The sequence below is a fragment of the Nguyenibacter sp. L1 genome (genome assembly GCF_035199985.1).
In the GTDB taxonomy this organism is placed as follows: domain Bacteria; phylum Pseudomonadota; class Alphaproteobacteria; order Acetobacterales; family Acetobacteraceae; genus Gluconacetobacter; species Gluconacetobacter vanlangensis.
The window spans coordinates 2,495,295-2,508,475 of sequence record NZ_CP127015.1; the positions used below are offsets into that span (position 1 = coordinate 2,495,295).

Consider the following 13,181-nt stretch of genomic DNA (forward strand, 5'->3'; position numbering starts at 1 on the left):
CGGGCATGCGCCCCGTCTGCGACGCGGCATAAGTTCGCGGGTCCGGAACCCTCCGGCCCGTCATCCAGCCAGGATTTCCCGTGACGGATTCTTCACATGACGGAGTACCGGCGCCACGTCGTATCCTGCTGGTCACCGGTCTGTCCGGGGCGGGCAAATCCTCGATCCTCCGCATCCTCGAGGATCTGGGGTACGAGGTCATCGACAACCCGCCCCTGCGCATGCTCGACGAAATCGTCACCCGGGCCGAACGGCCGGTCGCCATCGGGGTGGATTCCCGCACCCGCGGCTTCGACGCCGCCGCCGTGCTGACCGAACTGGGGCGCCTGCGCCTCGACCCGGCTCTCCAGGCCGAACTGATCTACGCCACGGCCGAGGAAGGCGTGCTGCTGCGCCGCTACACCGCCACCCGCCGCCGCCACCCGTTGGCCATGCGCGGCACCGTCACCGAAGGGATCCGGGCGGAAATCGACCTGACCGCCCGCTTGCGCGCGGCGGCCGACATGGTGATCGACACTTCCGACCTGCCGCCGCCCGAACTGCGCCAGGTCGTGGAAATGCGCTTCGGCCCCGGGCGCGGCCATGTGGGCGAGGGGCTGACCGTCGCCCTGATGTCCTTCGCCTTCCCGGCCGGCCTGCCGCGCGAAGCCGACATGGTGTTCGACGCGCGCTTCCTGCGCAATCCCTACTACGATCCCGACCTCTCCGTCCGGACCGGGCTCGAAGCCGACGTGGCCGCCTATGTCGCCGCCGATCCGGACTACCGGCGCTTCCTCGACCAGATCGCCGCGATGCTGGACCTGGTGCTGCCCCGCTTCGTGCGTGAGGGCAAGAAATACGCCACCATCGCAATCGGCTGTTCCGGCGGCCGGCACCGCTCGGTCACGCTGGTCGAGGCCCTGGCCACCCACCTCGCGACCCGCCCCCACAACGACTCGCATATTGACAAGGCGATCGCTCCGTCCGATGTGCAGTCGAACACGGTGGAGTCCGACATGGCCGATAGCGGGGCGCAGGGCGGAGCGGACATGACGGGCGCCTGGCCCGTCATCGTCATGCACCGCGAACTGGCCCGGCAGGGCCGCAGTAGCTGGCGCTGGGCCAGCCGGCCGAAAGAGCACGCGGCGGACGCCGCGGAAGGGCAGTATTCCTCATGATCGGTATGGTTCTGGTCACCCATGGCGCGCTCGGCGAAAACTTGAAACGCGCGATGGAACACGTGGTCGGGCCCCAGGCGCAGCTCGCCGCGCTGAATGTCGAACCGGGGGACGATCCGGTGCTGCGCCGCGCCGACCTGCAATCGGTGATCGCCGGCGTCGATACCGGCGACGGCGTGCTGCTGCTGACCGACATGTTCGGCAGCACCCCCTCCAATCTCGCCATCTCGACCATGGAACCGGACCGGGTCGAGGTTCTGGCCGGCGTCAACGTGCCCATGCTGGTCAAGCTGGCGCAGATCCGCAACGGCCATACCCTGGCCGAATGCGCGGCACTGGCCGAGGGCGCGGGCCGCAAATATATCTCCACCGCCTCGCACCTGCCGCCGCAATGCCTGGGCGGCGCGCGCAGTTGCCTGCTGGGCGACCGCGTCCCCGACATGCCGGCCCCGCCGTCGGCGGCGTATCGCGCCGCGCCGCGCCGGGTCGCCGCCGGCTAGGCTCCATGTCCGCCGACGGGCGCGATCCCCAGGACCCGGACGTCCTGTCCGTCACCCTTGCCATGGTCAACCGCCGTGGCCTGCATGCCCGTGCGGCGGCCCGTCTGGTCACGGTGGCCGAACAGTTCGACGCGAATGTCGAGGTCGCGCGCGGCGACCAGACGGTCTCGGCCCGCTCGATCATGGGGCTGATGATGCTGGGCGCCGGCCGGGGGGAATCCATCACCCTCATGGCCGCCGGCTGGGACGCCCACGCGGCGATCGAGGCGCTGACCGCCCTGATCGAAGCCGGCTTCCATGAAGATGACTGAACGATGACGACGATCGACGGGGCGGACGGCCCGCCGCCCCGCCCCGCATGCCGCCCCGGGCGCCGCCATGCCCGCCGTCCCGCGCCGGGTCGCCCCGTGGAGCACCGTTTCGCCGGCGACGCCACGGTGCGCGGCGTCGCCATCGGCCCGGCCGCCATCGCGGTCGAAAGCCCGGCGCCGCAGGTCGACCCCACCGCCCGCGCCGACGACCCGGCCCCCGAACTCGCCCGCCTGGCCGAGGCGCTGGCGCGCTCGCTGCGCCAGGTCGAACGGCTGCGCGACCGGCTGGCCCTGCTGCCCGAGGACAGCCAGATCGAAATCGGCTCGCTGCTCGACGTCTATCGCCGCATGCTCGGCCCGTCGCGCCTGCTGCGCGGCATCCGCCGCCGCATCACCCAGGACGGGCTGACCGCCGAGGCCGCCGTCCGGCAGGAAACCGAACAGCTCGCCGCCGCCACCCTCGGCGGCGAAACGCCCTCGTCCGAAGCCGAGGATGCCGCCCAGCGCCGCGCCGGCGAATTCCGCGAAATCGGCCGCCGCCTGCTGCGCAACCTGGGGCGCATGCCCTTCCGGTCGTTCAGCGCCGTGCCCGAGGGCGCGGTGCTGGTCGCCGAACAGCTTCGCCCGGCCGATGCCGCGCTGATCGACCCCTCGCGCATCGTCGCCGTGGCGACCGAGGAAGGCGGCGCGACCGACCATACCGCCATCATGCTGCGCGCGCTGGGCATTCCCGCCGTGCTGGCGGCGCATGGGCTGATGGCCCGGGTGCGCGACGGGGCGACCATGGTGGTGGACGGCTCGGCCGGCACGGTGGTGGTCGATCCCGCGCCCGACACGCTGGCGGCCGCCCGGCTCGGGGTGGCCGACCATGCGCGCGAACGCCAGGCGCTCGGCCGGCTGCGCCGCCTGGCGGCCCGCCTGTCCAGCGGCGAGAAGCTCCAGCTCCAGGCCAATCTCGAACTCCCGGCCGAACTGCCCCTGATCGCCCAGTCCGGCGCCGCGGGCATCGGGCTGCTGCGCACCGAATTCCTGTTCATGAACGCCCAGGCGATGCCCGACGTGGACGCGCAGGCGGCGATCTATTCCGAAATCGTCACCGCGATGGCGGGCGACGTCACCACCATCCGCGTCGTCGACTGGGGCGGCGAAAAGCACAGCGAGGCCCTGGACCGCGCCGGGCTGCGCGGCGAGGGCGAAAGCGTCAATCCGGCGCTGGGGATGCGCGGCCTGCGCCTGCTGCTGCGCCATCCCGCCGTGCTGGAAAGCCAGTTCGCGGCGATCCTCAAGGCATCGTCGGCGGGGCCGGTGCGCGTCATGCTGCCGATGGTCACCACCGTCCCCGAACTGCGCGAGGCCCGGGACATCTATCACCGCGTCGCCCGCCGCCTGCGCCGCAAGGGCGTGCGGCTGGACGACAATCTGCCGCCGCTGGGCATCATGGTCGAAACCCCCGCCGCCGCCCTGATGGGCGATGCCCTGGCGCAAGAGGCCGAATTCATGGCCATCGGCACCAACGACCTGACGATGTACACCCTCGCCGTCGACCGCGCCTCGGCCGAGGTCGCGTCCCTCTACCACCCGCTGCACCCGGCGGTGCTGCGCCTGATCCAGACGGTGACCGAGGCCGCGCTGCGCCAATATCGCCCGATCTCGATCTGCGGCGAAATCGCCGGCGACCCGCGCGCGGTGCCGCTGCTGGTCGGGCTGGGCCTGCGCTCCTTCTCGATGACCGCCTCGGCGGTGCCCCGGGTCAAGCGCGCCGTGCGTGCCGTGTCGTTCGAGGATTGCCGCCGCCTGGCCCATCGGGTGATGGAAGCCCCCGACGTGGCCGAGGTCACGTCCCTGGTCGACGCATTCGCCGCCGGGGCCTGACCCGAATGCTGGCATCCCTGCCGGCGCCCATGCCGGCCGGTCCCGTCCGTGTGCTCACCCTGCCCTGGCGCGACCCCGACGACGTGCTGTGGGCCTGGCGGGACGAGGCATGGCTGGCCTGCCTCGACAGCGGCGGCGACCCCGCGATCCGCGCCCGCTGGACCATCCTGTGTCGCCGCCCGCGCCACACGCTGGATTGGCGGCGCGGCGCCCCCTGCCGGCTGGACGGCACGGCGCTGCCCGATACCCACCCGCTCGCCGCCGACCCGCTGGCCGTGCTGCGCCGCCTCCTGCCCGCCCCGGTGCCGCCTGCCGAAACGGGCGCCGAAACGGGCGCCGAAATGGGGCAGGGCGATGATCCGCTGCCCTTCGCCGGGGGCGCGATCGGCTTCGCCGGCTACGCGCTCGGTCAGGCCCTCGAAGGACTCGCCACCCGCCACGCACCCGACCCGGAATCCGGCCAGCCGGATTTTGCCGCCGGCCTCTACGACCACGCGCTGCTGTTCGACCGGGTGCGCCGCCAGGTGCATCTCGCCGGCATCGCCCCCGCGCCCGATGCCCTGTTCGCCGCCATGCGGGCCGAATGGGCGGCGCTGTCCCCCGCGCCGCTGCCGGCCGGCCTGCCGCGCCTCGATTTCGTGCCGGACCGGCCGCATGCCGGTTATGTCGCCGCCGTGGCCCGCGCGGTGGACCGGATCGCGGCCGGCGACATCTTCCAGGTCAACATCACGGGCCGCCTGCGCGCCGCGCGCCCGTGCGGGCTGGCCGATCACGCCATTTACCGCGCCCTGCGCCGCGCCAGCCCGGCGCCGTTCGGCGCATGGCTGGCGTGCGGGGCTGATTTCGGGCTGCTGTCCGCCTCGCCCGAACGCTTCATCCAGCTCGGCCCCGACCGCGTGGCGCGCAGCCGGCCGATCAAGGGCACGGCCCCGCGCGGCGCCACCCCCGAACAGGACGACGCCCTGCGCGCCGCCCTGGCGACGGATGAGAAGGAGCGCGCCGAGAACCTGATGATCGTGGACCTGATGCGCAACGATCTCGGCCGCGTCGCGCAATTGGGCAGCGTGCGCGTGCCCGAACTGTTTTCGGTCGAACGTTTCGCGCACGTCCATCACCTGGTGTCCGAAATCGCGGCCACCCTGGCGCCGGGATACGACGCGCTCGACCTGCTGCGCGCCGCCCTGCCGCCGGGCTCGGTCACCGGCGCGCCGAAACACCGCGCCATGCAGATCATCGACAGGCTCGAATCCTCGCCGCGCGGCGCCTATTGCGGCGCGGTGTTCCGCATCGGAACCGATGGCGCGATGGACAGTTCGGTCATCATCCGCGCCCTGGCCACCACCCGGCGGACGATCACCGCCGCCGCCGGGGGCGGGATCACCATCCTGTCCGACCCCGAAAGGGAATATGCCGAAATGCGCCTCAAGATCGCACCGCTGCTGGCCCTGTTCGGGGCCGACCGGTCCCCCGGCCCCATAGGGGGCGGGACATGACCTGGCTCTGGCTGAATGACGGGCTGGTGCCGGCCGATCAGGCGCGGATCGACCCCGCCGATCGCGGCCTGACCCTGGGCGACGGATTGTTCGAGACGATGCGCGTGGCCGACGGCCGGATCGCCCACCTGTCCCGCCATCTCGACCGGCTGCGCCAGGGGGCCGCCATCCTGTGCTTCCCCCCGCCCGACCTCGACCGGATCGAGGACGCGCTGTGCCAGGTGCTGCGTCGCAACGATGTCGCCCACGGCGCGCTGCGGCTGACGCTCACGCGCGGCGCCGGCCCGCGCGGCCTGCTGCCGCCCCCGCGCCCCGCGCCGACCCTGCTGGTCGTCCCCTTTCCCGCCGCCGCGTCCGGCGCCGCCGTCCCGACCCCGGCGCGCGTGGTCGTCAGCACCCGCATCACGCGTGACGCCGCCTCGCCGCTGTCGCGGGTCAAAAGCCTCAATTACCTGCCCAATATCCTCGCCCGGCTCGAAGCCGAACAGTGCGGCGCCGACGACGCCCTGCTGCTCAACGCCGCCGGCCGCCTCGCCGAAAGCACGATCAGCACCCTGCTGGTCAGCCGCGACGACGGGCTCCTGACCCCGCCGCTCGATGACGGCGCCCTGCCGGGCATCGCCCGCGCCGTGCTGCTGGCGCGGGGCCTGGCGGCCGAGGCCCCGCTCACCCCCGGTGACGTGCGCGCCGCCCGGGGCGCGCTGCTGGTCAACAGCCTGTCGGTGCGCCCCATCGCCAGCCTCGACGGCGACCCGCTGCCCTGCCCGGACGGGCTGGCGGACAGGGTGCGCGCCGCCCTGCGGGACTGACCGGCGCACAGGATCATTGCTCCACCGGCCCGGGTTGGATAAGGACGCGGGCTTCCTGTCCGTCCATCCGTGAAAGGTCGCCCCCGCGATGACCCAGACGCAAGTGCCGGTCCGCCGCGCGCTGATTTCCGTTTCCGACAAGACGGGGTTGCTCGACCTCGCGCGCGCGCTGCTCGCCCACGGCGCCGAAATCCTCTCGACCGGCGGCTCGGCCCGCGCCCTGCGCGACGCCGGCCTTCCGGTGACCGAGGTCTCGGACCATACCGGCTTCCCCGAAATCCTGGACGGACGGGTCAAGACCCTGGTGCCGCAGATCCATGGCGGCATTCTCGGCCGGCGCGACCTGCCGGCGCACCTGGCGCAGATGGACGAACACGGCATCGCCCCGATCGACCTGGTGGCGGTCAATCTCTATCCGTTCGAGGCCACGGTGGCCTCCGGCGCCGGCCCCGAGGACTGCATCGAGAACATCGATATCGGCGGCCCGGCCCTGATCCGCGCGGCGGCCAAGAATCACGGCCATGTCGCGGTGCTGACCGACCCGTCCCAGTACGGCGCGGTGATCGACGCCCTGGCCGCCGGCGGCACCACCCTGGCCGCCCGGCGCGACCTGGCCGGCGCGGCCTATGCCCGCACCGCGTCCTATGATTCCGCGATCGCGTCCTGGTTCGCCGGCCTGCGCGGCGACGCGCTGCCCGAACGGCTGACCATCGCCGGCATCCGCCGCGAAAGCCTGCGCTACGGCGAAAACCCGCACCAGCAGGCCGCCTTCTACGCCGACGGCAGCACCCGCCCGGGCGTCGCCACCGCGCGCCAGGTGCAGGGCAAGGCGCTCTCCTACAACAACCTCAACGACACCGACGCCGCGTTCGAGGCCGTGGCCGAATTCGATGCCCCCGCCGTGGTCATCGTCAAGCACGCCAATCCCTGCGGCGTCGCCACCGCCGACAGCCTGTCGGCGGCATGGGACCTGGCCCTGCGCTGCGACCCGGTCTCGGCCTTCGGCGGCATCGTGGCGCTCAACCGCACGCTCGACGCCGACGCCGCGTCGCGCATCGCCACGATCTTCACCGAAGTCATCGTCGCCCCCGACGCGACGGACGAGGCCCAGGCCATCCTGGCCAGGAAGAAGAACCTGCGCCTGCTGCTGACCGGCGCCATGCCCGACCCGGCCCAGGGCGGCGTGGTGGTCCGTTCCGTGGCCGGCGGCTTCCTGGCCCAGACGCGCGACGACGGCCGCATCCTGCCCGACGCGCTGCGCGTCGTGACGCGCCGCGCCCCGACCGAGGCCGAGATGGCCGATCTGGTCTTCGCCTTCCGCGTCGGCAAGCACGTCAAGTCCAACGCCATCGTCTATGCGCGCGGCCAGGCCACGGTCGGCATCGGCGCCGGACAGATGAGCCGCGTGGACTCCGCGCGCATCGCCGCGCTCAAGGGCGCCGACGCCGCCCGCGCCGCCGGGCTGGACCAGCCGCTCACCACCGGCAGCGTGGTCGCCTCCGACGCGTTCTTCCCCTTCGCCGACGGGCTCGAGGCCGCGATCGCCGCCGGCGCCACCGCGGTGATCCAGCCGGGCGGCTCGATCCGCGATGACGAGGTCATCGCCGCCGCCGATCGCGCGGGCATCGCCATGGTCTTCACCGGCATGCGGCATTTCCGCCACTGACCGGCGGCGACGCCCGCGCAGCCGGGCGGCCCGCCGCGCGTTAGGACCTATCTCGAAACCGTCATGCCCGCGGCGGCCGTGCATATCCCCGTTTTCCGCGCATCGGGGGTGCGCGTTGCTTGACAGCCTCATGCCGCGTCGTTAGCTAGCGCCTGCACCCGCCTGGAGGTGTGAACATTGGGTAAGGATACGGACAGCTCCCGCCAGTCCTTCGATACCCGCCTGAAGCAGGCCATGGACCGGAACAATCCGGACCGGGCGGCGCCGGCGGCGCAGGGCAGCGGCTTGTCCGCCAGCGACATGTCGGCCCTGGGCGTGGTTCTCAGGGCGGGCACCGAGATGGTATCGGCCCTCGCGGTCGGTGTCGCGATCGGCTGGGGGCTCGACCGGTGGCTCGGCACGCGCCCGGCCTTCCTGATCCTGTTCTCGTTCCTGGGCGGCGCTGCGGGCGTGCTGAATGTCTGGCGTCTGGTCAGGCCGCTGGACACGCCGGGGGACAAGCCGGGCCTGTAACCGCAGGGCCGGAACGGTAGAGGGAAGACGAAGTTGGCGGCCGGATCCACCATCGACGCACTGGGCCAGTTCGCGCTCCATCCGGTTCTGGGTGGGCTGGGTCAATCGCTGCGCTTCAGCCAGTCGCCGGCGATGATGATCGTGGCGTCGGCCCTGGTGCTGGGCTTCCTCTATCTGGGCATGCGCCCCGCCGCCGTGGTGCCGGGCCGCCTGCAGGCCGCGGCGGAAATCTGCTACGATTTCATCCACGACATGGCGGTCGATACGATCGGGGCCGAGGGCCGCGCCTTCTTCCCATTCGTCTTCACGCTGTTCTTCTTCATCCTGGCCGGCAATTATCTCGGCCTGCTGCCCTTTTCCTTCGCCTTCACCAGTCATATCGCGGTCACGCTCGCGCTGGCGCTGCTGGTGTTCGTGCTGTCGGTCATCGTGTCGCTCAGGGTCCAGGGCGCGAAATTCTTCGCGCATTTCATGCCGGCCGGCGCGCCGCTGGCCCTGGCCCCGCTGCTGGTGCCGATCGAAATCCTCTCCTTCCTCTCCCGTCCCGTGAGCCTGTCGATCCGTCTTTTCGCCAACATGGTGGCGGGCCACGTGATGTTCGAAATGTTCGCCGCCTTCACGATCATGCTGGCCGGGCTCGGCCTGTTCGGCGATGTCCTCGCCGTCGGGCCGGTGGTCATCAATGTCGCGCTGATGGCGCTCGAACTGCTGGTGGGCGCGCTCCAGGCCTACGTGTTCGCGATCCTCACCTGCATCTACCTGCGGGAGGCGGTCGCACACTGATCGCGGCCTATCCCCAGCCTCTCCTGAACGCCTGAACAACCAAGGAAAGCCTCGCTATGGACATCGCTGCAGCCCGGGAAATTGGTGCCGGTATCGCCGTTATCGCCCTCGCCGGCGTCGGCATCGGCCTGGGTAACATCTTCTCCACGCTGGTCAGCAGCATCGCCCGCAACCCCGCCGCGCGTCCGCACGTGTTCGGCCTGGGCATGCTGGGCTTCGCCCTGACCGAAGCCGTGGCCCTTTACGCCCTGCTGATCGCCTTCCTGATCCTGTTCGTCTAAGTCCGGAGGCCGACGTGGCACGTTCCGCGGTGTCGATCACCCGCAAGGCGGCGTCGTCTCTCGCGACGTGCGCGCTGGCCCTGCCGCTGCTGGCCATGGCCGCGCCGGGCGCGCGCGCCGTGGGCATGCCGCAGCTCGATTTCGCCAACCCGCTGGTCATCGGCCAGGTGATCTGGGGCGGCGCGATCTTCCTGGTGCTCTACCTGCTGCTCAGCCGCTCGGCCCTGCCCAGGGTCGAGAAGGTGCTGGCCGGCCGGCGCCAGACGATCGACAACGATCTGGACATCGCCCGCCGCGCCAAGCAGGATGCCGACGCCGCGGTGGACGAACTGCACCAGGCCCGCCGCTCCGCGATGGCCGAGGCGCAGGCGAACGTCGAAAAGGTGATCGAGGACGCGCGCCTCGCCGCCCTTCGCCAGACGCAGGACATGAATGCCCGCCTCGCGCAGGAAATCCGCGACGCCGAGGCCCGCGTGGCCCACGCCCGCGCCGAAGCGCTCGGGTCGCTGCGCCAGATCGCCGGCGACACGGCGCAGACCCTGGTCCACCAGGTGACCGGCACGTCCGCGCCGGCCGACCTGCTGGCCCGGCAGGTGGATCACGCCGCCGCCGCGCGCGGCTTCTGACCGCGGACGCAAAGGAACAGGTCCATCCTCATGCTGCACGAACCCCGTTTCTGGTCGGCTGTCGCGTTCGTCCTCTTCTTCGTCCTGTTCGGCAGGAAGCTGTGGGCCCCGCTGGCCGCCGCGCTGGACGGCCGCGCCGCGCGCATCCGCGCCGACCTCGATGAGGCCGCCCGCCTGCGGCGCGAGGCCGAGCAGATGCTCGAGGATGCGACCCGCGAGCGTGAGACCACGCTGGCCGAGGCCCGCGCCCTGGTCGAACATTCCCTCGCCGAGGCCGCCCGCATCGCCGAGGCCGCGAAGCGCGAGGCCGAGGCCGTCGCCCTGCGACGCGAACAGATGGCCCGCGACCGCATCGCGGCCACCGAACGCAGCGCGGTGCGCGAGGTCCGGCAGGCGGCGATCGACGTCGCCGTCGCCGCCACGCGCGACGTGCTCGCCGCCGCCCTGCCGGCCGAAGCCGGCGCCGCGATCATCGACCGGGCCATCGCCGACCTGCCGTCGGCCCTGGCCCGGCACGCCGCCTGACCGGGGCCGCGTTTCTGACCGCCCCCCCGCCTTCCGATCGCCCGGACGCCGCGCACGATATCGTGCTCAGCATCGTCGCGGCGGTCCTGAACGAGGCCGAGAATATCGGTCCGGTCTGCGCCGAAATGGCCCAAGCCGCCGCCCGCCTGCCGGCCTGCGAATTCATCTTCGTCGATGACGGCAGCACCGACGGCACGGTCGACGCCCTGCTGGCGGCGCGGCAGGCCGGCGTGCTGCCCAATCTGCGGGTGCTCAGCCACGACCGGCGGCTGGGCAAGTCCGCGGCGCTGCGCACGGGCATCGAGGCCGCGCGCGGCCGCTGGATCGCCACCATCGACGGTGACGGGCAGGACGACCCCATGGAAATCGCCGCCATGCTCGACGCGGCGCAGCAGGCTCCGGGCCGGCCCCCGCTGGTGGTCGGCGTCCGCCTCCGCCGGCAGGACCGGCTGTCGCGCGTCGTCGCCACGCGCCTGGCCAACGGGCTGCGCCGCCGGCTGCTGCGCGACGGCTGCCCCGATACCGGCGCGCCGATGAAATTGTTCCAGCGCGCCGATTTCCTGCGCCTGCCGCAATTCGAAGGGCTGCACCGCTTCCTGCCGGCACTGATGGGCCATTACGGCGTGCCGCTGGTCTGCCTGCCGGTGCGGCACCGCAGCCGCCTGCACGGGCATTCCAAATACACGAACCTCAACCGGGCGCTGGTCGGCATCCGGGACCTGATGGGCGTGATGTGGCTGAACAACCGCACAAGGCTCCCACGTCGCGTCACCGAACGCTAGAGCCATATCCGTTCACACCGGTTCACGAATATGGCTCTAGCTCATTGTTTTAGCGAGCATCTTTATCCGACCGAATGCGCCCATCCGGTCGGATGATGCTCTAGTTCACTGTTTTGGCGATCATCTTTATCCGGTCGGAGTCCATCCGGCCGGATGATGCCCTAAGGACACGTGCCGGATGACGCGGCTGACCATGCGCCATTATGTTCTGCTCGCGCTGTGCACCTTCCTGATCTTCCTGCCGGGTCGCGCCAGCCTGCCGCCGCTGGACCGTGACGAACCCCGCTACATGGAAGCCAGCGCCCAGATGCTGCGCAGCGGCGATTTCATCGATGTCCGTTTCCAGGATCGTCCGCGCTATTTGCAGCCGGCCGGAATCTACTGGCTCGAAGCCGCCTCGGTCGCCGCCACCGGCACGCTGCGCCGGCACGCCGTCTGGGCCTATCGCATTCCCTCGCTGATCGCGGTGACCGCCGCCGTCACGCTCACCGCCTGGATCGGCGCCACGCTGTTCGGCCCGGCCAGCGGCCTGCTGGCGGCGGCCCTGCTCGCCGTCGCGGTGCTGGTGACGGCCGAGGGCCGCATGGCGACCATCGACACCACGCTCCTGCTGGCGGTGCTGCTGGCCGAAACCGCGCTGCTGCGCGCCTGGCTGGATCGCGACCGCGACCGGCCGACCCCGCTCGCCACGGCGCTGCTCTATTGGGGCGCGCTGGGCGCGGGGCTCATGCTCAAGGGCCCGGTGGTGCTGATCCCCGGCTTCGGCACGCCGCTGGCCCTGGCGCTGGTCGAGCGGCGGACCGACTGGTGGCGCCGCCTACGCCCCGCCTGGGGCTGGGCGCTGATGCTGGCGATCGTGCTGCCGTGGTGCATCGCCATCGGCGTCGTCAGCCACGGCGATTTCTTCGCCCGCGCGGTGGGCAACAATTTCCTGGGCAAGGTCGCCTCGGGCCAGCAGGCGCACGGCCTGCCGCCCGGCTATCATCTGGCCGTCTTCGCCATCGCCTTCTGGCCGGGTTCGCTCTTCGCGGCCATGGCGCTGCCTTATGTCTGGGCGCGGCGGCGCACGCCTTCCGTGCGGTTCCTGCTCTGCTGGATCGTGCCGCACTGGCTGGTGTTCGAAGCCATCGCGACCAAGCTGCCGCATTACGTGCTGCCGACCTATCCGGCCATCGCCCTGCTGACGGCGGCCGCGATCATGGCCATGCCGCATCGCTGGTCATGGCCGGCGGCGCGCTGGGGCAAAATCGTGCTGGCGGTCTATGGCGGGCTGTGGTTCGCCATCGGGGTGGCCCTGTCGCTGGCCGGTCCCGTCCTGCTGTGGCGCCTGCAGCACCAGGTGGTGCCGGCGGCGCTGATCGTGCCGGTGGGGGCGCTGCCGCTGGTGGTGGCCGCCGCCTGGTTCGTGATCGGCGGCCACGTGCTGCGCGCCGCCATGACATCCATCGCGGCGGCGGCGATCATCCATGTCGGCCTGTTCCTGACCGTCATCCCCAACCTGCAGGCGATCTGGCTCAGCCCCCGCCTCGCCGCCCTGGTCGACGACTACCGGCCATGCCCGGATACGATCGTGGCGTCCGCCTCGTTTTCCGAACCCAGCCTGGTCTTCCTGGTCGGGCAGAATACCGCCCTGGTCGGCCCCGCCGGCGCGGCCGACCTGCTGCGCGACAACCGCGCCTGCGGCCTCGCCCTGGTCGATCGCCGGGATGAACCCGCCTTCCGCGCCCGGCTGCGCCAGGACGGGCTGGACGTGACCGAATTCGGCCGCGTCGCCGGTCTCAACTACTCGACCGGCAAACATCTCGATATCGGGCTGTTCGGGCCGGCGACCCCCTGAATCACCAGCGGCCGCCCTTCGGGGCG

14 protein-coding genes are annotated in these 13,181 nt (G+C 71.8%); all 14 read left to right on the forward strand.

The features are described from left to right. Positions 1–80: 80 nt before the first annotated feature. Positions 81–1,157, forward strand: coding sequence for an RNase adapter RapZ (gene rapZ / locus QN315_RS11300; RefSeq protein ID WP_323989372.1), 1,077 nt, complete (start codon positions 81–83; stop codon positions 1,155–1,157). Next, positions 1,154–1,657 (forward strand): PTS sugar transporter subunit IIA, encoded by a 504-nt coding sequence (locus tag QN315_RS11305; RefSeq protein ID WP_323989373.1) that lies wholly within the window; start codon positions 1,154–1,156, stop codon positions 1,655–1,657. Before rapZ ends, QN315_RS11305 begins: the two co-directional genes overlap by 4 nt. A gap of 5 nt (positions 1,658–1,662) precedes the next feature. Continuing rightward, complete coding sequence (locus tag QN315_RS11310) at positions 1,663–1,968, forward strand: HPr family phosphocarrier protein (protein ID WP_323989374.1); 306 nt, start codon at positions 1,663–1,665, stop codon at positions 1,966–1,968. Positions 1,969–1,971: 3 nt separating this feature from the next. Then, a complete protein-coding gene (gene ptsP / locus QN315_RS11315; RefSeq protein ID WP_323989375.1) occupies positions 1,972–3,840 on the forward strand; it encodes a phosphoenolpyruvate--protein phosphotransferase in 1,869 nt (622 codons plus the stop codon). Between the two features lie 5 nt (positions 3,841–3,845). Continuing rightward, complete coding sequence (locus QN315_RS11320) at positions 3,846–5,333, forward strand: anthranilate synthase component I family protein (protein WP_323989376.1); 1,488 nt, start codon at positions 3,846–3,848, stop codon at positions 5,331–5,333. After that, on the forward strand, positions 5,330–6,142 hold the full coding sequence (locus QN315_RS11325) for an aminotransferase class IV (RefSeq protein ID WP_323989377.1): 813 nt from the start codon (positions 5,330–5,332) through the stop codon (positions 6,140–6,142). Before QN315_RS11320 ends, QN315_RS11325 begins: the two co-directional genes overlap by 4 nt. Positions 6,143–6,230: 88 nt before the next feature. Next, positions 6,231–7,808 carry a bifunctional phosphoribosylaminoimidazolecarboxamide formyltransferase/IMP cyclohydrolase gene (purH, locus tag QN315_RS11330; protein ID WP_323989378.1) on the forward strand — a complete coding sequence of 526 codons (1,578 nt, stop codon included), beginning with the start codon at positions 6,231–6,233 and terminating at the stop codon, positions 7,806–7,808. Between the two features lie 177 nt (positions 7,809–7,985). Then, positions 7,986–8,321, forward strand: a complete 336-nt coding sequence (locus tag QN315_RS11335; protein WP_176641112.1) for an AtpZ/AtpI family protein — start codon at positions 7,986–7,988, stop codon at positions 8,319–8,321. 33 nt (positions 8,322–8,354) lie between these two features. Next, on the forward strand, positions 8,355–9,104 hold the full coding sequence (locus tag QN315_RS11340) for a F0F1 ATP synthase subunit A (protein WP_176641113.1): 750 nt from the start codon (positions 8,355–8,357) through the stop codon (positions 9,102–9,104). Positions 9,105–9,160: 56 nt separating this feature from the next. Continuing rightward, positions 9,161–9,385: an ATP synthase subunit C family protein gene (locus QN315_RS11345; protein ID WP_012224283.1), complete on the forward strand. Its 225-nt coding sequence runs from the start codon at positions 9,161–9,163 to the stop codon at positions 9,383–9,385. A gap of 14 nt (positions 9,386–9,399) precedes the next feature. Further along, entirely contained in the window at positions 9,400–10,011 is a 612-nt protein-coding gene (locus QN315_RS11350; protein ID WP_323989379.1) for a hypothetical protein, read from the forward strand. Positions 10,012–10,041: 30 nt separating this feature from the next. Then, positions 10,042–10,536, forward strand: a complete 495-nt coding sequence (locus QN315_RS11355) for a F0F1 ATP synthase subunit B (protein ID WP_323989380.1) — start codon at positions 10,042–10,044, stop codon at positions 10,534–10,536. A gap of 14 nt (positions 10,537–10,550) precedes the next feature. Further along, complete coding sequence (locus QN315_RS11360) at positions 10,551–11,318, forward strand: glycosyltransferase family 2 protein (protein ID WP_408904632.1); 768 nt, start codon at positions 10,551–10,553, stop codon at positions 11,316–11,318. A 178-nt stretch (positions 11,319–11,496) separates the two neighbouring features. Further along, positions 11,497–13,155: a glycosyltransferase family 39 protein gene (locus QN315_RS11365; protein ID WP_323989381.1), complete on the forward strand. Its 1,659-nt coding sequence runs from the start codon at positions 11,497–11,499 to the stop codon at positions 13,153–13,155. The last annotated feature ends 26 nt before the right edge of the window (positions 13,156–13,181 follow it).